Origin of the sequence: Pseudomonas entomophila L48 (genome assembly GCF_000026105.1) — a bacterium.
GTDB classification, from domain to species: Bacteria; Pseudomonadota; Gammaproteobacteria; order Pseudomonadales; family Pseudomonadaceae; genus Aquipseudomonas; species Aquipseudomonas entomophila.
Map to the genome: position 1 here is coordinate 4,998,618 of NC_008027.1, position 25,174 is coordinate 5,023,791.

The following is a 25,174-nucleotide window of genomic DNA, read 5'->3' on the forward strand; positions in this document are numbered from 1 at the left end:
AAATTCTGTTGCCAGAAGATCCAGATGGATACTCCAGCGAATTCGGATATGTGATCTTTGTGAAGCTGCGAACTTTCGGTTCTTTCGTCTTCACCACCACAATCTGCGTTCATGTGCAGATTGCTTGGGTGTTATATGGTCAAGCCTCACGGGCAATTAGTATTGGTTAGCTCAACGCCTCACAGCGCTTACACACCCAACCTATCAACGTCGTAGTCTTCGACGGCCCTTCAGGGAGCTCAAGGCTCCAGTGAGATCTCATCTTGAGGCAAGTTTCCCGCTTAGATGCTTTCAGCGGTTATCTCTTCCGAACATAGCTACCCGGCAATGCCACTGGCGTGACAACCGGAACACCAGAGGTTCGTCCACTCCGGTCCTCTCGTACTAGGAGCAGCCCCTCTCAAATCTCAAACGTCCACGGCAGATAGGGACCGAACTGTCTCACGACGTTCTAAACCCAGCTCGCGTACCACTTTAAATGGCGAACAGCCATACCCTTGGGACCGGCTTCAGCCCCAGGATGTGATGAGCCGACATCGAGGTGCCAAACACCGCCGTCGATATGAACTCTTGGGCGGTATCAGCCTGTTATCCCCGGAGTACCTTTTATCCGTTGAGCGATGGCCCTTCCATACAGAACCACCGGATCACTAAGACCTACTTTCGTACCTGCTCGACGTGTTTGTCTCGCAGTCAAGCGCGCTTTTGCCTTTATACTCTACGACCGATTTCCGACCGGTCTGAGCGCACCTTCGTACTCCTCCGTTACTCTTTGGGAGGAGACCGCCCCAGTCAAACTACCCACCATACACTGTCCTCGATCCGGATAACGGACCTGAGTTAGAACCTCAAGGTTGCCAGGGTGGTATTTCAAGGATGGCTCCATGAGAACTGGCGTCCCCACTTCAAAGCCTCCCACCTATCCTACACAAGCAAGCTCAAAGTCCAGTGCAAAGCTATAGTAAAGGTTCACGGGGTCTTTCCGTCTAGCCGCGGATACACTGCATCTTCACAGCGATTTCAATTTCACTGAGTCTCGGGTGGAGACAGCGCCGCCATCGTTACGCCATTCGTGCAGGTCGGAACTTACCCGACAAGGAATTTCGCTACCTTAGGACCGTTATAGTTACGGCCGCCGTTTACCGGGGCTTCGATCAAGAGCTTCGCTTGCGCTAACCCCATCAATTAACCTTCCGGCACCGGGCAGGCGTCACACCCTATACGTCCACTTTCGTGTTTGCAGAGTGCTGTGTTTTTAATAAACAGTCGCAGCGGCCTGGTATCTTCGACCGGCGTGGGCTTACGCAGCAAGTGCTTCACCCTCACCGGCGCACCTTCTCCCGAAGTTACGGTGCCATTTTGCCTAGTTCCTTCACCCGAGTTCTCTCAAGCGCCTTGGTATTCTCTACCTAACCACCTGTGTCGGTTTGGGGTACGGTTCCCAGTTATCTGAAGCTTAGGAGCTTTTCTTGGAAGCATGGCATCAACCACTTCGCGCTCTAATGAGCACTCGTCATCAGCTCTCGGCCTTGAGATCCCGGATTTGCCTAAGATCTCAGCCTACCACCTTAAACTTGGACAACCAACGCCAAGCTGGCCTAGCCTTCTCCGTCCCTCCATCGCAATAACTGGAAGTACAGGAATATTAACCTGTTTTCCATCGACTACGCTTTTCAGCCTCGCCTTAGGGACCGACTAACCCTGCGTCGATTAACGTTGCGCAGGAAACCTTGGTCTTTCGGCGTGCGAGTTTTTCACTCGCATTGTCGTTACTCATGTCAGCATTCGCACTTCTGATACCTCCAGCAAGCTTCTCAACTCACCTTCACAGGCTTACAGAACGCTCCTCTACCGCATCACCAAAGGTGATACCCGTAGCTTCGGTGCATGGTTTGAGCCCCGTTACATCTTCCGCGCAGGCCGACTCGACTAGTGAGCTATTACGCTTTCTTTAAAGGGTGGCTGCTTCTAAGCCAACCTCCTAGCTGTCTAAGCCTTCCCACATCGTTTCCCACTTAACCATGACTTTGGGACCTTAGCTGACGGTCTGGGTTGTTTCCCTTTTCACGACGGACGTTAGCACCCGCCGTGTGTCTCCCATGCTCGGCACTTGTAGGTATTCGGAGTTTGCATCGGTTTGGTAAGTCGGGATGACCCCCTAGCCGAAACAGTGCTCTACCCCCTACAGTGATACATGAGGCGCTACCTAAATAGCTTTCGAGGAGAACCAGCTATCTCCGAGCTTGATTAGCCTTTCACTCCGATCCACAGGTCATCCGCTAACTTTTCAACGGTAGTCGGTTCGGTCCTCCAGTCAGTGTTACCTAACCTTCAACCTGCCCATGGATAGATCGCCCGGTTTCGGGTCTATACCCAGCGACTAAAGCGCCCTATTAAGACTCGCTTTCGCTACGCCTCCCCTATTCGGTTAAGCTCGCCACTGAATATAAGTCGCTGACCCATTATACAAAAGGTACGCAGTCACCTAACAAAGTAGGCTCCCACTGCTTGTACGCATACGGTTTCAGGTTCTATTTCACTCCCCTCTCCGGGGTTCTTTTCGCCTTTCCCTCACGGTACTGGTTCACTATCGGTCAGTCAGTAGTATTTAGCCTTGGAGGATGGTCCCCCCATGTTCAGACAAAGTTTCTCGTGCTCCGTCCTACTCGATTTCACTGGCAAGAGATTTTCGTGTACGGGGCTATCACCCACTATGGCCGCACTTTCCAGAGCGTTCCACTAATCTCAAACCAGCTTAAGGGCTGGTCCCCGTTCGCTCGCCACTACTAAGGGAATCTCGGTTGATTTCTTTTCCTCAGGGTACTTAGATGTTTCAGTTCCCCTGGTTCGCCTCTTGCACCTATGTATTCAGTACAAGATACTCAGCTTGTGCTGAGTGGGTTCCCCCATTCAGAGATCTCTGGATCACAGTCTGTTTGCCGACTCCCCAAAGCTTATCGCAGGCTACCACGTCTTTCATCGCCTCTGACTGCCAAGGCATCCACCGTATGCGCTTCTTCACTTGACCATATAACCCCAAGCAATCTGGTTATACTGTGAAGACGACATTCGCCGAAAATTCGCACGTCGCTCTTTCGAGCAGAACTCACAAATTTTACCTTAGCCTGATCCACCAGCAGTGAAACTGGTGTTCAGTCTATTTCTATCACATATCCGAATTTTTAAAGAACGATCTGACAAAAGTCAGAAATCAACATTCATCACCGAATGCTCATTTCTAAGTTCTGAGCAGTGCTGCGAAACCTGAAAGAGTGGTGGAGCCAAGCGGGATCGAACCGCTGACCTCCTGCGTGCAAGGCAGGCGCTCTCCCAGCTGAGCTATGGCCCCGTATTCTAGGCCGCACCAAGTAATTGGTAGGTCTGGGCAGATTTGAACTGCCGACCTCACCCTTATCAGGGGTGCGCTCTAACCAACTGAGCTACAGACCTATAACAGGGTCGCGTTACAGCATCGTCTTTACACAATGAATCAAGCAATTCGTGTGGGAGCTCATCAGTAGGCTGATGTCGTCGATTAAGGAGGTGATCCAGCCGCAGGTTCCCCTACGGCTACCTTGTTACGACTTCACCCCAGTCATGAATCACACCGTGGTAACCGTCCCCCCGAAGGTTAGACTAGCTACTTCTGGTGCAACCCACTCCCATGGTGTGACGGGCGGTGTGTACAAGGCCCGGGAACGTATTCACCGCAACATTCTGATTTGCGATTACTAGCGATTCCGACTTCACGCAGTCGAGTTGCAGACTGCGATCCGGACTACGATCGGTTTTGTGAGATTAGCTCCACCTCGCGGCTTGGCAACCCTCTGTACCGACCATTGTAGCACGTGTGTAGCCCAGGCCGTAAGGGCCATGATGACTTGACGTCATCCCCACCTTCCTCCGGTTTGTCACCGGCAGTCTCCTTAGAGTGCCCACCATAACGTGCTGGTAACTAAGGACAAGGGTTGCGCTCGTTACGGGACTTAACCCAACATCTCACGACACGAGCTGACGACAGCCATGCAGCACCTGTGTCAGAGTTCCCGAAGGCACCAATCCATCTCTGGAAAGTTCTCTGCATGTCAAGGCCTGGTAAGGTTCTTCGCGTTGCTTCGAATTAAACCACATGCTCCACCGCTTGTGCGGGCCCCCGTCAATTCATTTGAGTTTTAACCTTGCGGCCGTACTCCCCAGGCGGTCAACTTAATGCGTTAGCTGCGCCACTAAAATCTCAAGGATTCCAACGGCTAGTTGACATCGTTTACGGCGTGGACTACCAGGGTATCTAATCCTGTTTGCTCCCCACGCTTTCGCACCTCAGTGTCAGTATCAGTCCAGGTGGTCGCCTTCGCCACTGGTGTTCCTTCCTATATCTACGCATTTCACCGCTACACAGGAAATTCCACCACCCTCTACCATACTCTAGCTCGCCAGTTTTGGATGCAGTTCCCAGGTTGAGCCCGGGGCTTTCACATCCAACTTAACGAACCACCTACGCGCGCTTTACGCCCAGTAATTCCGATTAACGCTTGCACCCTCTGTATTACCGCGGCTGCTGGCACAGAGTTAGCCGGTGCTTATTCTGTCGGTAACGTCAAAACAGCAAGGTATTAACTTACTGCCCTTCCTCCCAACTTAAAGTGCTTTACAATCCGAAGACCTTCTTCACACACGCGGCATGGCTGGATCAGGCTTTCGCCCATTGTCCAATATTCCCCACTGCTGCCTCCCGTAGGAGTCTGGACCGTGTCTCAGTTCCAGTGTGACTGATCATCCTCTCAGACCAGTTACGGATCGTCGCCTTGGTGAGCCATTACCCCACCAACTAGCTAATCCGACCTAGGCTCATCTGATAGCGCAAGGCCCGAAGGTCCCCTGCTTTCTCCCGTAGGACGTATGCGGTATTAGCGTTCCTTTCGAAACGTTGTCCCCCACTACCAGGCAGATTCCTAGGCATTACTCACCCGTCCGCCGCTGAATCAAGGAGCAAGCTCCCGTCATCCGCTCGACTTGCATGTGTTAGGCCTGCCGCCAGCGTTCAATCTGAGCCATGATCAAACTCTTCAGTTCAATACTGCTTGGGTTTTTAAGAAACCCTAAACTTGGCTCAGCAATCTCAAATGACTATGTGATTTCTCGCATGGCCACTTGTGATGCTGATAATCTTGGTGACTATCAGCCCGTACTCACAAGCACCCACACGAATTGCTTGATTCAATTTGTTAAAGAGCGATTGGTTAAGAGCGTTTCGTCTCAACCGAGGCGCGCATTCTACGCTAACCTCATTTCGTGTCAAGCGTTATTTTCGAAGTTTTTCGTTCAACTTCAACCGCTTAACTCGCTGCGATCTCTCGTAGCGGGAGGCGAATCATACAGCGTTACAACCTGCTGTCAACCACCTTTTTCACCGCTTTCGATGTGAAACCGAAGCCCTTCCAGCACCTTCGAACTCGCTTAACTCGTTGATTCTCAAGGAGTTTCGCGTTCCGTTGTCGCTGGAAGTGGGGCGCATTATAAGGGGATCTGAAACCCCGTCAACCTTTAATTTCAATAATTTCAAATAATTAGCGAAATGACCGCATCACGGCCACCAGGCGTGTGCTCAGCACCTGCACCGCCCTTGGGATCGAGCGCCGCCTTGCGGCGCATCGCGGATGAATCCGCTCCTACAGGTTTGGCACGATACGGTATGGCGGCGGGCGAGAAGGCGGGCAACCATGGCCTCACAGGTGCGGCACGTTGCAATAGAGGTAGGAGCGGATTCATCCGCGATGCGCCGCGCGGGCGGCGCTCGATCTACAGGGCGCCGGAGAAACCAAGACAGACACCCTGCAAACCCAACCTACTTTACGCCGCCCTCCCCCGCCCACCCATCAACCGCGGCACCCGCCGCCACACCGGCGGAATCCTCATCACCAGCAGCACCCCACCAATCCCCGCATAGATCGCCCACTCCTTCAGATCCGAACGCACGATCCACAAGAAATGCAGCAACCCCAACCCGAGAATCACATAAACCAGCCGATGCAGCTTCTTCCAGCGCGCCCCCAGCCGCCGCTGGCTATACCGATTGGACGTGACCGCCAACGCCAACAACCCAAGGAAACCCAGCGCACCCACAATAATGTAGGGCCGCTTGCGCAGCTCCACCCCGAACTGCCCCCAGTCCAGACCGAGGATGAACACCAGATAGGAAACCAGGTGCAGCACTATATAAGCAAAGCACCACAACCCCAGCTGGCGACGCACCACGATCCACCCCGACCAACCAGTCAGCCGCTGCAGCGGCGTCATGCTCAGGGTGATCAGGAGAAATACCAATGCCCCCAACCCAAGCCGGTCCATCATGATCTTCCCCGGGTCCGGCCCAAGCAGCCCCATGGCGGCTTCATAGAACCACCACAACGGAAACAGGCAACCCAACACGAAGATCGCCAGGCGAAACCAGGGATAGCGCATCAGTAGTTCTTCCGCAGATCGAGCCCGGTATACAGCGACGCCACTTCATCGGCGTAGCCATTGAACATCAGTGTGTCACGCACATTGGGACTGAACAGCCCGCTGGGCAGCCGCCGCTCCCGGGCTTGGGTCCAGCGCGGGTGGTCGACCGTCGGGTTGACGTTGGCATAGAAGCCATACTCGTCCGGCGCCAGCCCCTGCCAAGTGGTGCGCGGCTGCTCCGCCACTAGGCTGATGCGCACGATCGACTTGATGCTCTTGAAGCCATACTTCCACGGCACCACCAGACGCAGCGGCGCACCGTTCTGGTTGGCCAGCTCGCGGCCATACATGCCCACCGCCAGGATCGCCAACGGATTCATTGCCTCGTCCAAGCGCAAACCTTCCACATAGGGCCAGTCGATCAGGGCGAAGCCCGAGCGCTGCCCAGGCATGCTCTTGGGATCCTGCAGGGTTTCGAATCGGATATAACGCGCCTTCGAAGTGGGCTCGACCTGCTTGAGCACCTCGGACAAGGGAAAGCCCAGCCACGGGATGACCATCGACCAGGCCTCGACACAGCGCAACCGATAGATGCGCTCCTCGAGCTGGTAGGGTTTGACGAAGTCTTCCAACGCATAACGGCCAGGCTTGGTCACCTCGCCATCGACCACCAGGCTCCATGGTTCGGTCTTGAGGCTGCCGGCATTGGCCGCCGGGTCGCCCTTGTCAGGCCCGAACTCGTAGAAGTTGTTGTAGTGGGTGGCATCCTTGAACGGCGTAATCGCCTCGCCGCTTACGGTCACTGCCTGCCAGCGAGTCGCCGCCAGCTTGTCGGCGAACCAGGCAGGTGCATTGCCGGCGGCGGCATCGGCATAACGCGAGGGCTCGGCTGCCTTACTCAGGCGCGGAAGTGCGCCCAGGGCCAAGCCGGCCGCAGCACCACCCAGCAGGGTACGACGTGAAAGGTAGATGTCTTCGGGGGTGACGTCCGACGGCTTGCAGTCGGAAGCACGGGATAGCTTGATGAGCATGGCGGCTCCACAGTATGGGCAACTGATGTACCCATAAGACTATGGAGCCGGCAGGTTATTCCGCGATTAAATCATTCAGACTTTGCGACGACGGCCACGCAGCAGGTACTGCACCGGGCCGGAAATCGCGTAACCGAGGAAGATCAGCAGCAGGATGCGGGGTGGGTCGCTGAACACCACGGCGAACACCAGCACCACGGCCAGGATCGCAACGAACGGTACACGGCCCTTGAGGTCCAGCTCCTTGAAGCTGTTGTACTTGATGTTGCTGACCATCAGCATGCCCGCAGCGGCCACCAGCAAGGCCACCAGGAACGACAGCTTGGAGCCCTGGATACCATAGTCGCTGAACGCCCACACGGTACCGGCCACCACGCCGGCCGCGGCCGGGCTGGCCAAGCCGATGAAGTAGCGCTTGTCGGCGGTACCGACCTGGGTGTTGAAGCGCGCCAGGCGCAGTGCCGCGCCCGCCACATAGATGAAGGCGACCATCCAGCCGACCTTGCCCATGTCGCCCAATGCCCAGCCAAAGGCCAGCAGCGCCGGCGCCACACCAAAGGCAACCATGTCCGACAGCGAGTCGTACTCGGCACCGAAGGCGCTCTGGGTGTTGGTCATGCGTGCCACGCGGCCATCAAGGCTGTCGAGCACCATGGCAACGAAGATCGCAATCGCGGCGAAGGCGAAATACTTGCTAGCCTCGCGCGGGTCGCCCGCGCTCTGCGCGCTCATCGAACTGATGATGGAATAGAAGCCGGCGAACAGGTTCGCGGTGGTGAACAGGTTGGGCAGCAGGTAGATACCGCGGTGGCGGACCTTGCGCCCTTCGGCATCGTGGCCTTCCTCGACATGCTCATCGACAGGTAGCAGGCTTTCGGCGTCGGAGGGCTTGTTCGGCTCTTCGGGACGTTCGCTCATGAAAAGTACCTTGCAACAGGGTGGAATATGTTCGACATGGGCTCGCGAAACGGGTGCTGACGGCGAGCCACTGGTCGCTTTATACCAGAAGCTGGCCGCGCAAACGAAAAAACGCGGCCGAAGCCGCGTTTTTCATTTATCGAAGCAGGACCTTAGTTCTTGGTCTTGTCGACGATCTTGTTGGCCGAGATCCACGGCATCATCGAGCGCAGCTGCTCGCCGATGATTTCGATGCCGTGGGCGGCGTTGTTGCGGCGCTTGGCGGTCATCGATGGGTAGTTGGTGGCGCCTTCGGAGATGAACATCTTCGCGTACTCGCCGTCCTGGATGCGCTTAAGAGCATTGCGCATGGCCTTGCGGGATTCTTCGTTGATGACTTCTGGGCCGGTGACGTACTCACCGTACTCGGCGTTGTTGGAGATCGAGTAGTTCATGTTGGCGATGCCGCCTTCGTACATGAGGTCGACGATCAGCTTCAGCTCGTGCAAGCACTCGAAGTAGGCCATTTCCGGCGCGTAACCGGCTTCGACCAGGGTTTCGAAACCAGCCTTGACCAGCTCGACAGTACCGCCGCAGAGAACGGCCTGCTCACCGAACAGGTCGGTTTCGGTCTCGTCCTTGAAGGTGGTTTCGATGATGCCGGTACGGCCACCGCCCACGCCCGAAGCGTAGGACAGGGCGACGTTCTTGGCGTTGCCCGAGGCGTCCTGGTAGATGGCGATCAGGTCAGGGATGCCGCCGCCTTTGACGAACTCGGAGCGCACGGTGTGGCCCGGGGCCTTCGGCGCGATCATGATCACGTCGAGGTCGGCACGCGGAACGACCTGGTTGTAGTGGATCGCGAAGCCGTGGGAGAAGGCCAGGGTGGCGCCTTTCTTGATGTTCGGCTCGATCTCTTGCTTGTACAGCTGGCCCTGGAATTCGTCCGGGGTGAGGATCATGACCAGGTCGGCGGCAGCGACGGCAGTGGCAACGTCGGTCACTTTCAGGCCGTGGGCTTCGGCCTTGGCCACGGTGGCCGAACCTTTACGCAGACCGATGGTGACATCCACACCGGAGTCCTTCAGGTTGCACGCCTGGGCGTGGCCTTGCGAACCGTAACCGATGATGGCGACTTTCTTGCCCTGGATGATGGAGAGGTCGCAGTCTTTGTCGTAGAAAACTTTCATGAAAATACCCCTGGTTATATCTCGGCCCCTGCGGAGCCATCGCTAATTTTTGAAGTTAGATGCTGAGCACTTTGTCGCCACGGGCAATGCCGGTGACGCCACTGCGCACGGTTTCGAGAATCGATGCGGTGCCGATGGCCTGGATGAAGCTGTCCAGTTTGTCGCTGGTACCGCTCAGCTGCACGGTGTACACGCTGGCGGTCACGTCGACGATCTGGCCACGGAAGATGTCCGTGGTGCGCTTGATTTCAGCACGCTGGGCACCGGTGGCCTTGACCTTGACCAGCATCAGTTCGCGCTCGATGTGGGCGCTTTCCGACAGGTCGACAAGCTTGACCACTTCGACCAGCTTGTTCAGGTTCTTGGTGATCTGTTCGATCACTTCGTCATGGCCAACGGTGGTCAGCGTCAGACGCGACAGGGTCGGGTCTTCGGTCGGTGCCACGGTCAGGCTTTCAATGTTGTAGTTGCGCTGGGAGAACAGGCCGACCACGCGAGACAAGGCACCGGGTTCGTTTTCCAGCAGCAAGGAGATGATGTGCCGCATATCAGGTACGCTCCGTCTTGCTCAGCCACATGTCACGCATCGAGCCGTCCTTGATCTGCATCGGATAGACGTGCTCGGTCCGGTCGACCGCGATGTCGATGAACACCAGGCGGTCCTTCATCGCGAAAGCCTCTTCGAGTTTCGGTTTGAGGTCTTTCAGGCTGGTGATGCGGATACCCACATGGCCATAGGCCTCGGCCAGCTTGACGAAGTCCGGCAGCGACTCGACGTAGGAGTGCGAGTGACGACCGTTGTAGGACATGTCCTGCCATTGGCGGACCATGCCCAACACACCGTTGTTCAGGTTGACGATCTTCACCGGCAAACCGTACTGCATGCAGGTGGACAGCTCCTGGATGTTCATCTGGATGCTGCCTTCACCGGTAACGCAGGCCACGTCCTGGTCGGGGAAGTTGAGCTTGACGCCCATGGCCGCGGGGAAGCCGAAGCCCATGGTGCCCAGGCCACCGGAGTTGATCCAGCGGTTGGGTTTGTTGAAGCGGTAGTACTGCGCCGCGAACATCTGGTGCTGGCCCACGTCGGAGGTGACGAAGGCGTCGCCTTTCGTGACTTCGCACAGGGTCTCGATCACCTGCTGCGGCTTGATGATGTTGCCGTCGCCCTTGTCGTAGGGGAACAGCTCACCGTCGCCGCGCCATTCGTCGATCTGCTTCCACCAGGCGTCGATCGCGGCCTTGTCGGGCTGCTCACCGATCTCTTTCAAGATGGTGAGCATTTCGCTGAGCACGCTTTCGACCGGGCCGACGATCGGTACGTCAGCCTTGATCATCTTGGAGATCGACGCCGGGTCGATGTCGATGTGGATGATCTTGGCGTTCGGGCAGAACTTGGCCGGGCCGTTGACCACGCGGTCGTCGAAACGCGCACCGACGGCGAAGATCACGTCGGCGTGGTGCATGGCCATGTTGGCGGTGTAGCTGCCGTGCATGCCGAGCATGCCGAGGAACTGGCGGTCGGTGCCGGGGAAGCCACCGAGGCCCATCAAGGTGTTGGTGACCGGCAGGTTCAGCGACCTGGCGATTTCGGTGAGGGCTTCGGAGCCGCCACCCAGGATTACGCCGCCGCCGGAGTAGACGATCGGGCGCTTGGCCGCGAGGAGCATTTCGGCCGCCTTGCGGATCTGGCCGGAGTGGCCGCGCACGGCTGGGCTGTACGAACGCAACTTGACCTTTTTCGGGTAGATGTACTCGAACTTCTCGGCCGGGTTGGTCATATCTTTTGGAATGTCGACCACTACCGGGCCGGGACGGCCGGATTGCGCAAGATAGAACGCTTTTTTCAGGACTTCAGGGATTTCCGAAGCGTGCTTGATCATGAAGCTGTGCTTCACGATCGGCCGGGAAATACCGATCATGTCGGTTTCCTGGAACGCGTCGGTACCGACCATGGTGCTGGGCACCTGGCCAGACAGGATGACCATCGGTATGGAATCCATGTAGGCGGTGGCAATGCCGGTGATGGCATTGGTCGCGCCAGGGCCGGAAGTCACCAGCACCACGCCGGCCTTGCCGGTGGCGCGGGCGTAACCGTCCGCCATATGGGTGGCAGCCTGCTCGTGACGAACCAGGATGTGCTGGACTTCCGGTTCCTTGAACAGGGCATCGTAAACATGAAGGAGAGCACCACCAGGGTACCCGTAGATGTGCTTAACGCCTTCGTCACGCAAGAAGCGGACGACCATCTCAGCGCCAGATAAAAGCTCCACGTTGTTCACCTCTAAAACGCCAGAATACCGCCCTCACTGAGCGGGTCTTAATAGGTTTACTGCCAAGCAGAGCATGAGCGAACGTCAGCACTGACTGAGCAAGTATTGGGACTGCCCTGGTGTGTTGCGGGCCTTCCCACCCAGCGCGAGGTAACGCGTTGCGGGGTGTTACAAGTCGGCGCGGGTGTGCGCCTCATGATCTGCTTAGCGGGTCTGCTTCTGGCAGTCCCTCTACAGCGGAATCTGGATTCTTGTGATTCGGCGCGCACAAGTCAAGAGAAATTATTGCCAATTTTTCGGCAAGATGAATTTCCAGCACCACTAAAAAGGCGCACAGCAGCAGGAATATTAAGATTTCCATAAAAAAGGGCCACAATCTGCGGCCCTAACAGGAAAAAGAGAAGAAATCAGGCGGAAGGACTGATCAATTGGTCGAATTCTGCCAGCAGCCGCCGTAGTTCGCGGCTTTGTTCCGGACGGTCGACGAACACCGTTTCAGCCATCACCAGGATGCCGGAAGCATTGGGCAGCGGGTGGCCGTGCTCGAGAATCAGCTTCATGCGTGGCAGGAAGATCCATTGCAGCCACTGCTCGAAGGCCATGCTGTCGACCGCGAACGGCACCACGCTGGCCAGTGCTTCTGGGCTGGGCGCGGCGTCGCTCCACCAGCCCTGGACCTTGAGCTCGCGCTCGATCAGCAGCAGGTGGTCGGCGATGTCGAGGATGCGCTGTTCCATCACAGGTTGACCCGCGCCTTCTGCCGCGCCAGAGCCGCGCCAGCGCTGTCACCCTGCTTCTCGCGGGACTGAGCGATGGTATTCCAAAGCTGCGCCTGCAGGTCGGGGCGACCGTTGGCGTAGGTCAGGGCACGGCGGGCCAGTTGCTCCGACTGCGCCGCGTCACCTTGCGACAGGCGCACCTGGGCCAGGCGGAACAGCACTTGCGGCTCACGCGGGGCGATGCGCTGGGCACGCTCCAGGCTCGAGGCGGCGCCATTGAAGTCGCCACTGCCCTGCTGCTGCTGGGCGGTGGTCAGCAATGCCAGTACCGGGCCGTCGAGCTGTTCGTCGGCGGACAGGCCACCGCCGGAGACATTACCGCGCGGAATGCCGGTTGGCGCGCTGGTGACCGGTGCCGGGTTGCTCATCGAGGCGATGTCGAAGGGCTCGTCGGCGACCGGGTTGGGGTTGGTCGCGATCGGGGCGCTGCTGACCGGGCCTGGTGTGATCGGGCCGGTGCTGATCGGTGCCGCGCCGCTGCCGGCCGGGAACGACTGGATCGGCGCGCCGCCGGTGCCCTGCGGGATCATCACGGTCACGCCGGAGTCCTCGGGCAACGCCTGCGCCTGGCTGCTGCCGCCGCTGGTCGGGTAGGCCGAGGTGCGGTTGGCCGCAATGCGCTCGCTGTTCGAAACCCGGGTGCTCGAATCGACCACCGGAATGTTGCCACGCGGGACGCTGGTACAGCCGTGCAGCACGCTGACTGCCGCCAGGGCAGGTATCCACCACTTGTTCACTTCACACCCTCTTCAGAAGCTCGTGCTCAATTCATCCAGCCCTTGACCCAGTCCATCACCGACTCGGCCGGGTTCTGCTCGCCACCACAGGTGGCGCCAGCGGCCGGTTCACTGCCGCGAATATACGGCATCTGCACCGCTCCCGGACAGCTACCGTCGGAACCCTGGCCACTGTAGGGGTCGATCCACGACTTCACGACATTGTCCGGCTGCGGCATGTCCAGCGGCAGCGGGTCGGCTTTCTTCATGAAACTGGTCCACACCTGCAACGCACCGGTGGCACCGGTGAACGGCGTCTTGCCGTTGTCGTCGCGGCCGAGCCAGACCACTGCCAGCAGGTCCTGGCTGAAGCCGGAGAACCAGCTGTCGCGGGAGTCGTTACTGGTGCCGGTCTTGCCCGCCAGGGTCAGCGAGCTGGGCAGCACGCTGTACACCGAGCGCCCGGTACCTTCGCGCATAACCCGCTGCATGGCGTTCTGCACCAGGTAGATGGCGCCCGGGTCGAAGGTCTGCTGGATCTGGAACGGGTAGCGCTTGAGCGGCTCGCCTTCGGCGGTGAGCACGCTGCGGATACCGCGCATCGGGGTGTTGAAGCCGCCGTTGGCGATGGTCTGGTACATGGTCGCGACCTGCATCGGCGACATGCCGCCGGCGCCCAGCAGCATCGACGGGAATGCCGGCCAGTCGACCTGCACGCCCAGCCGGCCGATGGTCTTGATCACATTGGGCACGCCCACTTCCAGGCCGAGCTTGGCGGTCGACAGGTTGTAGGAATTGGCCAGGCCTTGGTACAGGTAGATGGTGCCGTGCGGGCGGCGGTCGTAGTTCTGCGGACGCCACACCTGGCCGTCGGCGCCCTTGACCGAGAACGGTTCGTCCTGCACCCAGGTGGTCAGGGTGTACTTGCTCGGTTGCTCCAGGGCGGTGAGATAGACCGCCGGCTTGACCAGCGAACCGATCGGCCGCACTGCGTCGATGGCGCGATTGAAGCCGGCGAAGCCCGACTGGCGGCTGCCGATCAACGCCTGGACTTCACCGGTTTCGGGGTTGGTGACGACCATCGCCGACTCCACCTCGTCGGCGCCCTTGCGTCCGGCCAGGCGCTTGAACGTCTCGCTCATGGCGGTCTCGGCCTTCATCTGCAGGATCGGGTCGAAACTGGTGAAAATGCGCAGGCCTTCTTCGGTCAAGTCTTCGTCGCGGTAGTCCTGGCGCAGTTGGCGCTTGACCAGGTCGAGGAACGCCGGGAACGAGCTGTCGGCCAGGCTGCCGCGCTTGGTCACGCCCAACGGCATCTTTTTCGCCGCGTCGACCACGTCCTGGCCAACCACGCCCTGCTCGGCGAGCAGGTCGAGCACCAGGTTGCGGCGTTGCAGGGCGCGCTCGGGGTAGCGGCGCGGGTTGTAGTAGGACGGGCCCTTGACCATGCCCACCAGCAAGGCGATCTGGTGCAGCTTGAGCTCCTGCAGCGGCTGGCTGAAGAAGAACTGGCTGGCCAGGCCGAAGCCGTGCACCGCGCGCTGGCCGTCCTGGCCGACGAACACTTCGTTCAGGTACGCCTCGAGGATCTCGCGCTTGTCGTAGTGCATTTCCAGCAGCACGGCCATCATGGCTTCGGTCAGCTTGCGGCTGAGGCTGCGTTCGTTGGTGAGAAAGAAGTTCTTCACCAACTGTTGCGTGAGGGTACTGCCGCCCTGGCGCATGGCGCCCGAGGAGGTGTTGACCCACACTGCCCGGGCGATGGACTTGGGCGAAACGCCGAAGTGGCTGTAGAAATCGCGGTCTTCAGTCGCGATCAGGGTTTCCAGCAGGTACGGCGGCACCTGGTCGATCTTGATCAGGATGCGGTCTTCGAGGTTCTTCGGGTAGATACCGCCAATCATCAGCGGCTCAAGCCGTACCACATCAAGCTTGACGCCGTTGGCGCCGCTCAGGCCCGCGACGTAGTCGCCGGAGAAGCGCACGCGCACGTATTGCGCCGGTTCCATGCCCTCGTAGAACTGGAAGCCACGGGTATTGAGCTCGACATCGTTACCGTTGACCGACGCCGCGCCCGGGCCGTTGGCCGCGCTTTCGCGACGGTAGCCCAGGGCATCGAGCTCGGTGAGGAAGTCGTTGCGGCTGAGCTTCTGGCCGACGAACAGCTCCAGCGGCCGCGCATACACCTTGGCCGGGATGGTCCAGCGCTTGCCGGAGAACTTCTCCTGCACGGTGGCGTCGAGGTAGACCGCGAAGCCGGCGATCACCACCAGGCCGACCAGGCTGAGCTTGAGCGCCCAGCCCAGCCAGGCGCGGGTGCGGCCGGTCGGGCGTTGTTTGTTGGTGCGAGGATTTCGGGTACGTGTCATGGCGGCGGATTATACGCACTTTGGAAAAGGGAGGCAGACGCCCCGCGGCGGTTTGCAGGGACGGCACCATTGACCATAATGGCGGTTTCGAATTCCCTGCCCCCCAGAAAAGGAACCTCCGTGAGCCAAGCCCTGATCAGCGCGCTGCAGAACCCCGCCCTCTATCCGCACCCCGTCGAGGGCTTCCAGCTCATCGAGACGCACATTTCCTGGGTCCTGCTCACGGGCGAGTTCGCCTACAAGATCAAGAAACCGATGAACTTCGGCTTCCTCGACTTCACCGGCCTGGACCAGCGCGGGCATTTCTGCAACGAAGAGTTGCGCCTGAACCAGCGCCTGACCGACGGCCTGTACCTGGAAGTCCTGCCGATCACCGGCAGCGCCGAGGCGCCGCAGCTGGGCGGCGAAGGCGCGCCGATCGAATATGCGCTGAAAATGCGCCAGTTCCCTCAAGGGCAAATGCTCAGCACCCTGCAGGCCAATGGTGAACTGAACGCCGGCCACATCGACCAGATGGCTGCGCAGATCGCCGCCTTCCACCTGCAGGCGCCGAAGGTGCCGGTCGAGCACGCGCTGGGCACCCCGGACGCGGTCATGGCGCCGGTGGAGCAGAACTTCGAGCAGATCCGCCCGTTCCTCAGCGACAAGGCCGACCTGCAACAGCTCGACAACCTGCAAGCCTGGGCCCAGGACAGCTTCAAGCGCCTGCATGGCCTGCTCGAGGCGCGCAAGGCCAACGGCTTCATCCGTGAATGCCACGGCGACATTCACCTGGGCAATGCCACCCTGATCGACGGCAAGGTGGTGATCTTCGACTGCATCGAGTTCAACGAGCCCTTCCGCCTGACCGACGTCTATGCCGATGTCGGCTTCCTCGCCATGGACTTGGAAGACCGTGGCCTGAAGTGCCTGTCGCGCCGTTTCATCAGCCAGTACCTGGAACTGACCGGTGACTACGAAGGCCTGGAGCTGCTCAACTTCTACAAGGCCTACCGCGCCCTGGTGCGGGCCAAGGTCGCCCTGTTCAGCATGCCGGCCGACGCCGACGGTGTGCAGCGCGCAACCACCCTGCGCACTTACCGCAACTACGCCAACCTGGCTGAAAGCTACAGCGCCATTCCATCGCGCCTGCTGGCTATCACCCATGGTGTCTCGGCCGTGGGCAAAAGCCATGTAGCCATGCGCCTGGTCGAGGCGCTGGGTGCTGTGCGCGTGCGTTCCGATGTCGAGCGCAAGCGCCTGTTCGGCGAGCAACAGCAAGCCGACGCCGGCCAGTTGCAGGCGGGTATCTATGACAAAGACGCCAGCGTGGCCACCTACCAGCGCCTGCATACGCTGGCGGCGACCATCCTGCGCGCCGGCTTCCCGGTGGTGCTCGATGCCACCTACCTCAAGCACGACCAGCGCAAGGCCGCGGCCGAGGTGGCCAGCGAGACCGGCGTACCGTTCCTGATCCTCGATTGCCAGGCGCCCGAAGCCGTCATCGCCAGTTGGCTGGCGCAGCGCCAGGCGGAAAACGTCGACCCCTCGGATGCCACCCTGGAAGTGGTCCAGGCGCAACAGGCCAGCCGCGAACCACTGGATGCCGAAGAGCTCAAGCACAGCAAGCGTGTCGACACCCAGGAAAGCGCCAGCATGGACCAGTTGATCGAGCAGATTCGGCAATACCTGCCTGGCATCTGATGCCTGCGGCGTGAAGCAGTCGACAGTTCACGCCTGAAGTTCGGCGCCTCCTCAGTGATGTCATTACAATATCATCACACCCACGAGGAGGCGCCGCCATGAACCAACCCCGCCAGCTGGACAACGTCCTGTACACCATGGTGCGCGACGAGAAGATCGCGGCCTTCAACCGCGAGAAGCCTGTGGACACGCCCATCGATTTTCGTGGTGGCGATTTCCGGGGCCTCGACCTGCGCGATCTGGATGTGCGCGGCATCGACTTCACCGACGCCTACTTCCGCGCCGCCGACCTGCGTGGGCTCGACCTGCGGGAGAACGGGATGGAAGGGGCGAGCCTTGCCCATGCGCAGATCTCCGGGACGTATTTCCCCAGCGAGCTGAGTGCCGACGAGATCCTGATGTCGGTGAAGTTCGGTACGCGCATGCGCTACCGCACCACCCGCTGACCCCGACTCCACCTGTAGGAGCCAGCTTGCTGGCGAACCACTTCCCAGCCGACCCCAGGACGGGCAACGGTTCGCCAGCAAGCTGGCTCCTACAGCGCATGCGCGTCGCTGGCAGCCTGTCGGCGGCAGATGGCAAAAGGCCGCGCAATTTCCAACCCCCGCTACACTCCACGTTGACCTGCTCGCGATTTATCCCCACGACCCGTTCAGCCATCGCAAGGAGGCTCGATGAACGATGAATTGCAGCATCTGAAAAACCTTGGCAAGACCTCCGCGCAATGGCTGCACGCCGTCGGTATCCACAGTGCATCGGACCTTCGCCGCCTGGGCGCGGTGGGGGCCTATCACGCCGTGAGAACGCGAGGATTCCGGGCTTCGAAGGTGTTGTTGTACGCCATCGAGGGTGCCCTGCTGGACATGCACTGGAACGACCTGCCCGCCGAACGCAAGCAGGCGCTCAACCAACAACTGGATGCGAAAAGCCATCCGCAGAAAATCGAAAAATAATCTGGCGAAGGCATTGACTACGTAATGAGAATCGTTATGATTATCACAGCTGGTCGCGAGACTGGTTGGGTAACCTGAAAGCTCCCTGGTTCGGACTCTCAGATTATCTCCTCATCAGGCTAATCACGGTTATTGACCCGGCAACTTGCCGGGTCTTTTTTTGCCTGCGATTCAGTGGCTCTTGCGCAGCTGCGCGCAGTAATCCAGCTCGGGAAGCGCCGCCGTGTACCAGACGAAGTCGGCCATGTCTGGCTCGACCGTCTCGCCGACTTCCGTCAGCAGCAGCACGGTGCTCTGCCCTTTCGCGCCCAGGTCGGCGAGGTGCAACGGCACGCCCAGGTCCTTGCGCGCGTGAAAGCTGCCGGTGACCAGCAGAGCGGGTTGCGGCGCGGCCAAAAGGCGTTCGGCGATACGCCGGTCACGCTGCTGCTGCACGCTGAGCATGGCCGGTAGCTGGCTTTCAGGCAGTAGATCGCAGTGGCCGGCGCGCACTTGCTCGCGCAGTGCCTGCACTACTGCCGGGGCGTTCGAGCGCGCTCCCGCAGGTGCTACCGGCTGGCGATAGGCTTGGCGGATCTCTTCCGGCGACAGGTTGGCGGACAGCAATGGATAGGGCCGGGCCAGCGCCTCGCGGACAATCGGTCCATACAACGCCCAGTCCCAGCCTTCCTGCCAACCGAGCGCCTTGGGCAAGTCCGGCGCTGGTTGTGCCTTGCCTTTTTGCGCATCGACCAGCGGCTGCTGCCCGGGCTCCAGCATCTCGAGCAGCAGGCTGCCCTGCGGTCGACGGCTTTCCAAGGCACGCAGCAACCAGAGCTGCAAGGCATGGTGATCGGGGTTGTCGTGCTTTTCGCCAACCAGCACCCGGGGTGCGCTTTGCAACCGTTGCACCAATTGCTCTGGCGTCAGCGTCTGCCCGCTGGCCAGGTCGACAATCTGCCCAAGCTGCGCGTTGTCGCGCCCCTCACTGCTTTGCCAGGCCGGCAGCGGCGTCAATTGCGCCTGGCAACCGCCCAACGCCAGCACCAGGCAGATCGACAGGCCGGACAGCAGAGGATGGCGCATGGGGTCAGGCTCCTAGCGAGTGATGATCAACGGGTGCCCGCGCTCCGGGTGCGGCTGCACCAGCACATCGATACCGAACACGGCGTTGAGTGCCGCCGGGGTCAGCACCCGTTGCGGTGTATCCAGGGCGTGGCTGCGGCCGTGCTCCAGCAGCAGGATATGGTCACAGTAGCGCGCCGCCAGGTTGAGGTCATGCAGGATCACCAGTACCGCCGCGCCGCGGTCGGCGAAACTGCGCACCGCTTGCAGCGTGGTGTGCTGGTGCAAGGGGTCGAGGGCGGAGGTCGGCTCGTCCAGCAACAGTGTGGTGCCCGCCTCGCCCGGCCACAGCTGGGCAAGTACGCGGGCCAGGTGCACGCGCTGGCGTTCGCCGCCGGACAAGGCCAGGTAGCTGCGGCTGGCCAGATGGCCGGCGTCTGCCGCCGCCAGCGCGGCCTCGACGATCTCGCGGTCGCGTTGGCGACCACTGGCATGGGGCAGTCGACCCAGGCCGACCACTTCCTCGACACTGAAGGCGAACCCCAGGCTGGACGCCTGTGGCAGCACGGCCAGGCGCCGGGCGCGTTCCTGCCCGGGCCAGGCGTGCAGATCGCGTCCGTCCAGGCGCACTTGCCCGGCACTCGGGGAAAGCTCGCCGCACAGCGCGCCCAGCAGGCTGCTCTTGCCGGCACCATTGGGGCCGAGCACACCCAGTATCTGGCCAGGGCGCAGTTGCAGGCGGATATCGCTCAGCACTTCACTGCTACCGCGCTTGAGGTGGAGCCCTTCGACATCGAGCATCAGTTACGCACCTTCACCAGCAGGAACAGAAAGAACGGCGCGCCAATGAACGCGGTGACGATACCAATCGGCAGCTCCGCAGGCGCCAAGGCCAGGCGCGCGATCAGATCAGCGAATAGCAACAATGTGCCGCCTGCCAGCAGCGAAGCGGGCAGCAGCACCCGGTGATCGGGTCCCGCCACCAGACGCACCAGATGCGGCACCACCAGGCCGATGAAGCCGATTAGCCCGGCGGCGGCCACCGCCGCACCGACGCCCAGCGCGGTGCAGAACACCAGTTCGCGCTTCAGGCGCTCGACCTCGACGCCCAAGTGGCGTGCCTCGGACTCGCCCAGCAGCAACGCATTGAGCGCCTGAGCCCGACGAGGCAACCACAGCGCCACCAACGCGGCCACCAGCAGCAGCGGCCACAGTCGCTCATAGCTGGCGCCGTTGAGGCTGCCAAGGTTCCAGAAGGTCAAGGTACGCAGGGTGGCGTCATCGGCCAGGTAGGTGAACAGCCCAACGGCCGAGCCACCCAGGGCGGTCATCGCGATACCGGCCAGGAGCATGGTGGCCACGTTGGTCTGCCCGTCGCGCCGGCCCAGGCGGTAGACCATGGCCGTCACCCCCAGGCCACCGATGAAGGCACACAGCGACAACAGGTAGGGGGCGAACCACTCGGGCATGCCCCCCAGCCAACTGCCGCCGACGATCGCCACTGCCGCGCCCAGGGCAGCCCCACTGGCCACGCCCACCAACCCAGGATCTGCCAGCGGGTTGCGGAACAAGCCCTGCATGGCCACGCCGGACAGTGCCAGCACCGCGCCGACAGCCAGGCCCAACAAGGTGCGTGGCAGGCGGATCTGGCCGAGGATCATTTCTGCCTGCTCAAGCCCATCACCGGCAAGCGGCAGGCCCATCAAACGCAAGCCACCGCGCAGGGTATCAAGCAACGGCAGGCTGACCGGGCCCAAGGCCAGCGACAGCCATACCGCCAGCAGGCACAGCAAGGTCAGGCAGATGAACAGTGTACGAGGCGCGACCCGCTGCTTCATTGTCCGAGGCTGACCTTGGCCGCAGGGTAGAAGCTTGCCGCCAACTCGTGCAGCGTCGCCGGCAGGCGCGGCCCCAGACCACCGACCAGGAGGGTCGGGTCGAGTGACACAAGGCGTTTGTCACGCACCGCCCGCGAGGCGGCCAGCGCCGGATTTTCCTTCAGCAGCGCCTGCAAGGCCTGCTCGCCGCTCAGGGTGCGGTCGGAGAACACCACCACGTCCGGGTCGAGGGCGGCCAGGGCTTCCACCGAGAAGTTCTTGTAGCCCTGGTGATCAGCCAGGTTGCGCGCGCCAGCCTGGCGCAGCACCCAATCACCGGAGGTGCCCTGGCCCGCGATCAGCGGTTTGGCGCCAGCATGCCCGACCAGCAGCAACACCCCCGGCGCCTTCTGGCTGGCCTGGGCCTGTTTGATCTGGCCTTGCAGGGTATCCAACTGACGGTGGTAGTCAGCGGCCAGCTCGGCAGCTTTCTGCTCGCTCCCCAGCAGCACACCCAGTTGCTTGAGGTTCTCGTCCACCGCGCCCAGTTCAGCCTTGCTGGAGAACAGTTCGACGCGCACGCCCGCCTTGCGGATCTGCGCCAGCACCGGTGGCGGCCCCATCTCCTCGGTACCGACCAGCACATCCGGGCGCAGGCTGAGAATGCCTTCGGCCGACAACTGGCGCTGGTAACCGATACTGGGCAGCGCCTTGAGCGACTCGGGGTGCTGGCTGGTGGTGTCGACGCCGACCAGGCGCTGTTCGCCGCCCAGGGCGCTGATCCACTCGCTCAGGGCACCTCCGGCACTGACCAGGCGTTGCGGCAGTTCGGCGGCCAGCGCTTGAGTGGTAAGGGCAAGACCGGCGCACAGGGCGATCAGGGCAACGGGACGGCGCATCTTCGGGTTCCTTTGCAGGTGGCGAGTCGCGCGCCTTGTGGCGGGCGACGCAAGTGCGCACCATAGGCAGCCTGGCGCGGTGAATGCGGGCAATTTGATAATTATTCGCATTGAAGCGTCAAGCCATCCCTTTGTCACACGGCTTAACCGGAAGAAATTACCTTCGATGCATTTTGTATGTGCCTCCACCGCCCTCACCGAAGGCCACAGCCACGCCTTCAGCGTAGCTGGCGTGTCACTGTTCGGGGTGCGCCGCCAGGGCAAGGTCCACCTCTACCGCAACCGCTGCCCGCACCGCGGCATCCCGCTGAACTGGGAAGCGGACCGGTTTCTCGATGACAGCGCCAGCCTGATCCATTGCGCTCACCATGGCGCGCTGTTCGTGATCGACAGCGGCGAGTGCGTGGCCGGCCCCTGCGAAGGCGAGTGGCTGGAGGCCCTGGGCTGCCTGGAAGACAGCCAGGGCATCTGGCTCACGGATTGAGCAGCACCGGCAATGGCCGGTCGATGACGATCCCACGGGCATCCAGGCGCGTGCCGTAGGCCAGCACCTCGACACCTTCTGCCACCGCGGCGCGCAGGGCCTGGGCGTAGGCAGCGTCGATTTCCTCGGCCGGGCGCACCGCTTCGATGCCGGTCAGGTTCACGCAGTACAGTTGCACCGCACGAATCCCTTGCCGAGCCAGCGCCGCCAGCTCGCGCAGGTGCTTGGCCCCGCGTTGGGTGACGGCATCCGGGAAAGCCGCCACGGGCGTATCCGGGAAACCTAACGTGACACTCTTGACCTCGACGTAGGCCGGGCGGCCATCGGCGAACTCCAGATAGAAGTCGATGCGGCTGCGCTCCTCGCCATACGCCACTTCACGCTTGAGCAGTTCGAAGCCGGCCAGTTCGAGGATGGTGCCCGCGCGCAGCGCTTCCTCGACCAGGGCATTGGCCCGCCCGGTGTTGACACAGGCCAGCCGGCCCTGGGGCGTTTCGCTGATCTCCCAGGTGCCGGGCAGTTTGCGCTTGGGGTCGTTGGAGCGGCTGAACCAGACCTGCCCACCTTCGCGCATGCAGTTGAGCATGGAGCCGGTGTTCGGGCAGTGGATGGTCAGTTGCTCACCATTGGCCAGCTCGATGTCGGCCAGGAAACGCTTGTAGCGGCGCAGCAGGCGCGCCTGTTCGAGTTCCGGGAAAAACACCATCAGCCCTGCCAGCTCCGCAGGCCCCGGGCAATGCGCTGCACCGCCTCTTCCAGGCGCGGCAGGCTCTGGGTGTAGGCGAAACGCACATGATGGCCGGCCTGGTGGCGGCCGAAATCCAGGCCCGGCGTGAAGGCCAGGTGCTCGGTTTCCAGGAAGTGCCGGCAGAAGGCGAAGGCATCACCGCCAAAGGCGCTGATATCGGCATACAGATAGAAAGCGCCCTGTGGCTCGACGGCGATGCCGAAGCCCAATTCGCGTAGCGCCGGGAGCAGGTAGTCGCGGCGGCGGGCGAACTCGGCGCGGCGCTCTTCGAGAATCGCCAGGGTGTCCGGCTGGAAGCACGCCAGCGCGGCATGCTGGGCCATGCTGGGGGCGCTGATATAGAGGTTCTGTGCCAGCTTCTCGAGGTCACCCACCGCCGAAGGTGGGGCAACCAGCCAGCCAAGGCGCCAGCCGGTCATGCCGAAGTATTTCGAGAAACTGTTCAGGACGAAGGCCTGGTCGTCCACTTCCAGCACGCTGGGTGCATCCATGCCGTAGGTCAGCCCGTGGTAGATCTCATCCACCACCAGATGGCCATGGCGCTCGCGGGTAGCCTTGGACAGGCTGGCCAGCTCGTCGCGGTCGAGCACCGTGCCGGTCGGGTTGGCCGGCGAGGCCACCAGGGCACCTACGGTGTCCTGGTCCCAGTAACGCTCGACCAGATCGGCGGTGAGTTGATAATTCACCTCCGGCCCCACTGGCACCAGCTGCGCGCCGCCTTCGACCAGGCGCAGGAAGTGGCGGTTGCACGGGTAGCCCGGGTCGGCCAGCAGCCAGTGCTTGCCCGGATCGACCAGCAGGCTGCTGGCCAGTAACAGTGCGCCGGAACCGCCCGGTGTGATGAGCACTCGCTCCGGGTCGAGGTCCACACCATAGCGCTGGCCATAGAACCCGGCGATCGCCTCGCGCAGCTGCGGCAGGCCGCGGGCCGCGGTGTAGCGGGTGTGCCCCGCGGCCAGGGCGGCCTGGCCGGCGGCGACGATCGGCGCGGCGGTGGTGAAGTCCGGCTCGCCGATCTCGAGGTGGATCACGTCGTGGCCTGCGGCCTGCAGCTCGTTGGCGCGGGCCAGCAGGGCCATGACGTGGAAGGGTTCGATGGCGCGACTGCGCGCACTGTGTGGCTGAGCCATGGGCCTTCTCTCAATTGGGTCTAAACTGGTGATTCTACCTGTGTACACCACCGAACGCGCCGGCCAGGCCGCTGTCAAAAGCAGGCATAGAGCGGGGTAGCGCACCCCGGATCTATCTGGTAAGTTCGGCGGCTCGCAGTCGCAGGGCCGGCGGGCGCCGGAGATGGAAGCAAGCCTGCGCATTGGATCAGATGAGTGAGAGGCGGTCTATTCATGTCCACCGTAGAAAAGCAAAAAGTCCAGACCATGTACGGTGTCGAGCCCTACGTCGAAAAGCAAGGTGAGGAGTACATGGGCGAGCCCATGAAGAAGCACTTCACCAAGCTCCTCGGTGCCTGGAAACAGGAACTGATGAACAGCGTGGACCGTACCGTGGATCACATGAAGGACGAAGCGGCCAACTTCCCCGACCCGGCCGACCGTGCCAGCCAGGAAGAAGAGTTCGCCCTGGAGCTGCGCAACCGTGATCGCGAGCGCAAGTTGATCAAGAAGATCGACAAGACCCTCGACAAGATCAAGGACGACGAGTACGGCTGGTGCGACTCCTGTGGCATCGAGATCGGCCTGCGTCGCCTGGAAGCCCGTCCGACCGCGGACCTGTGCTTCGACTGTAAGGAAATTGCGGAGAAAAAGGAAAAGACGGTCGGCAAAGGCTGATCCCTCTCCCTTTCAGACGGGGCGCATCATGCGCCCCGTTTTCATTTATATAGCTTGCCC

At 61.1% G+C, this 25,174-nt stretch carries 20 protein-coding genes, 2 tRNA genes and 2 rRNA genes; 5 read left to right on the top strand and 19 right to left on the bottom strand.

The annotated features are described in order from the left end of the window. Positions 1-135: 135 nt before the first annotated feature. From PSEEN_RS21745 to mrcB, 13 genes are all read right to left on the bottom strand, one after another. A 23S ribosomal RNA gene (locus PSEEN_RS21745) occupies positions 136-3,028 on the bottom strand. A gap of 245 nt (positions 3,029-3,273) precedes the next feature. After that, positions 3,274-3,349: transfer RNA gene (locus PSEEN_RS21750), tRNA-Ala, on the bottom strand. A 24-nt stretch (positions 3,350-3,373) separates the two neighbouring features. Beyond that, positions 3,374-3,450: transfer RNA gene (locus tag PSEEN_RS21755), tRNA-Ile, on the bottom strand. Positions 3,451-3,536: 86 nt separating this feature from the next. After that, positions 3,537-5,073: ribosomal RNA gene (locus tag PSEEN_RS21760) — 16S ribosomal RNA — on the bottom strand. The 16S and 23S rRNA genes sit together here with 2 tRNA genes alongside, the layout of an rRNA operon. Before the next feature lie 777 nt (positions 5,074-5,850). Beyond that, complete coding sequence (gene msrQ, locus PSEEN_RS21765) at positions 5,851-6,462, bottom strand: protein-methionine-sulfoxide reductase heme-binding subunit MsrQ (RefSeq protein WP_011535732.1); 612 nt, start codon at positions 6,460-6,462, stop codon at positions 5,851-5,853. Next, on the bottom strand, positions 6,462-7,475 hold the full coding sequence (gene msrP, locus PSEEN_RS21770; RefSeq protein ID WP_011535733.1) for a protein-methionine-sulfoxide reductase catalytic subunit MsrP: 1,014 nt from the start codon (positions 7,473-7,475) through the stop codon (positions 6,462-6,464). The genes msrQ and msrP overlap by 1 nt, the downstream gene beginning before the upstream one ends. Positions 7,476-7,550: 75 nt before the next feature. Then, a complete protein-coding gene (pssA, locus tag PSEEN_RS21775; protein WP_011535734.1) occupies positions 7,551-8,393 on the bottom strand; it encodes a CDP-diacylglycerol--serine O-phosphatidyltransferase in 843 nt (280 codons plus the stop codon). 152 nt (positions 8,394-8,545) lie between these two features. Next, positions 8,546-9,562, bottom strand: a complete 1,017-nt coding sequence (gene ilvC, locus PSEEN_RS21780) for a ketol-acid reductoisomerase (RefSeq protein WP_011535735.1) — start codon at positions 9,560-9,562, stop codon at positions 8,546-8,548. Between the two features lie 55 nt (positions 9,563-9,617). Further along, the gene (gene ilvN, locus PSEEN_RS21785) at positions 9,618-10,109 is read right to left on the bottom strand and encodes an acetolactate synthase small subunit (RefSeq protein WP_003250040.1); all 492 of its coding nucleotides are present in this window, start codon (positions 10,107-10,109) and stop codon (positions 9,618-9,620) included. Between the two features lies 1 nt (position 10,110). After that, the gene (locus PSEEN_RS21790; protein WP_011535736.1) at positions 10,111-11,835 is read right to left on the bottom strand and encodes an acetolactate synthase 3 large subunit; all 1,725 of its coding nucleotides are present in this window, start codon (positions 11,833-11,835) and stop codon (positions 10,111-10,113) included. Between the two features lie 407 nt (positions 11,836-12,242). Next, positions 12,243-12,575, bottom strand: a complete 333-nt coding sequence (locus PSEEN_RS21795; protein ID WP_044488470.1) for a YqcC family protein — start codon at positions 12,573-12,575, stop codon at positions 12,243-12,245. Further along, the gene (locus tag PSEEN_RS21800; protein WP_011535738.1) at positions 12,572-13,351 is read right to left on the bottom strand and encodes a tetratricopeptide repeat protein; all 780 of its coding nucleotides are present in this window, start codon (positions 13,349-13,351) and stop codon (positions 12,572-12,574) included. The genes PSEEN_RS21795 and PSEEN_RS21800 overlap by 4 nt, the downstream gene beginning before the upstream one ends. Before the next feature lie 26 nt (positions 13,352-13,377). After that, positions 13,378-15,699, bottom strand: coding sequence for a penicillin-binding protein 1B (mrcB, locus tag PSEEN_RS21805; protein ID WP_011535739.1), 2,322 nt, complete (start codon positions 15,697-15,699; stop codon positions 13,378-13,380). Between the two features lie 120 nt (positions 15,700-15,819). On the opposite strand from mrcB, the gene PSEEN_RS21810 reads away from it, so the two are divergent. The 3 genes from PSEEN_RS21810 (at position 15,820) to PSEEN_RS21820 (ending at position 18,335) form a co-directional block, all read left to right on the top strand. Next, positions 15,820-17,382: a bifunctional aminoglycoside phosphotransferase/ATP-binding protein gene (locus PSEEN_RS21810; protein ID WP_044488472.1), complete on the top strand. Its 1,563-nt coding sequence runs from the start codon at positions 15,820-15,822 to the stop codon at positions 17,380-17,382. Positions 17,383-17,480: 98 nt separating this feature from the next. Further along, positions 17,481-17,828 (top strand): pentapeptide repeat-containing protein, encoded by a 348-nt coding sequence (locus tag PSEEN_RS21815; protein WP_011535741.1) that lies wholly within the window; start codon positions 17,481-17,483, stop codon positions 17,826-17,828. A gap of 228 nt (positions 17,829-18,056) precedes the next feature. Further along, positions 18,057-18,335, top strand: coding sequence for a TfoX/Sxy family protein (locus tag PSEEN_RS21820; protein ID WP_011535742.1), 279 nt, complete (start codon positions 18,057-18,059; stop codon positions 18,333-18,335). Positions 18,336-18,506: 171 nt separating this feature from the next. Here PSEEN_RS21820 and PSEEN_RS21825 read toward each other — a convergent pair whose 3' ends face one another. Genes PSEEN_RS21825 through PSEEN_RS21840 form a run of 4 tightly spaced genes read right to left on the bottom strand, consistent with a single transcriptional unit; the run spans position 18,507 to position 22,095 of the window. After that, entirely contained in the window at positions 18,507-19,400 is an 894-nt protein-coding gene (locus PSEEN_RS21825) for a ChaN family lipoprotein (protein ID WP_011535743.1), read from the bottom strand. 12 nt (positions 19,401-19,412) lie between these two features. Continuing rightward, the gene (locus PSEEN_RS21830; protein ID WP_011535744.1) at positions 19,413-20,180 is read right to left on the bottom strand and encodes a heme ABC transporter ATP-binding protein; all 768 of its coding nucleotides are present in this window, start codon (positions 20,178-20,180) and stop codon (positions 19,413-19,415) included. Then, positions 20,180-21,163 (bottom strand): FecCD family ABC transporter permease, encoded by a 984-nt coding sequence (locus PSEEN_RS21835; protein ID WP_167535669.1) that lies wholly within the window; start codon positions 21,161-21,163, stop codon positions 20,180-20,182. Before PSEEN_RS21835 ends, PSEEN_RS21830 begins: the two co-directional genes overlap by 1 nt. Positions 21,164-21,213: 50 nt before the next feature. Continuing rightward, the gene (locus PSEEN_RS21840; protein WP_011535746.1) at positions 21,214-22,095 is read right to left on the bottom strand and encodes a heme/hemin ABC transporter substrate-binding protein; all 882 of its coding nucleotides are present in this window, start codon (positions 22,093-22,095) and stop codon (positions 21,214-21,216) included. Between the two features lie 166 nt (positions 22,096-22,261). Here PSEEN_RS21840 and PSEEN_RS21845 point away from each other — a divergent pair, with 166 nt between their 5' ends. Continuing rightward, positions 22,262-22,579 (top strand): Rieske (2Fe-2S) protein, encoded by a 318-nt coding sequence (locus PSEEN_RS21845; protein ID WP_011535747.1) that lies wholly within the window; start codon positions 22,262-22,264, stop codon positions 22,577-22,579. Here the strand turns inward: PSEEN_RS21845 and sfsA are convergent. Together sfsA and PSEEN_RS21855 are read right to left on the bottom strand one after the other, a co-directional pair. Next, on the bottom strand, positions 22,569-23,285 hold the full coding sequence (sfsA, locus tag PSEEN_RS21850; protein WP_011535748.1) for a DNA/RNA nuclease SfsA: 717 nt from the start codon (positions 23,283-23,285) through the stop codon (positions 22,569-22,571). The genes PSEEN_RS21845 and sfsA overlap by 11 nt on opposite strands. Continuing rightward, the gene (locus tag PSEEN_RS21855; protein ID WP_011535749.1) at positions 23,285-24,457 is read right to left on the bottom strand and encodes a pyridoxal phosphate-dependent aminotransferase; all 1,173 of its coding nucleotides are present in this window, start codon (positions 24,455-24,457) and stop codon (positions 23,285-23,287) included. The genes sfsA and PSEEN_RS21855 overlap by 1 nt, the downstream gene beginning before the upstream one ends. A gap of 213 nt (positions 24,458-24,670) precedes the next feature. Between PSEEN_RS21855 and dksA the strand changes: the two genes are divergently transcribed. Further along, positions 24,671-25,114 (top strand): RNA polymerase-binding protein DksA, encoded by a 444-nt coding sequence (gene dksA / locus PSEEN_RS21860; protein ID WP_011535750.1) that lies wholly within the window; start codon positions 24,671-24,673, stop codon positions 25,112-25,114. The last annotated feature ends 60 nt before the right edge of the window (positions 25,115-25,174 follow it).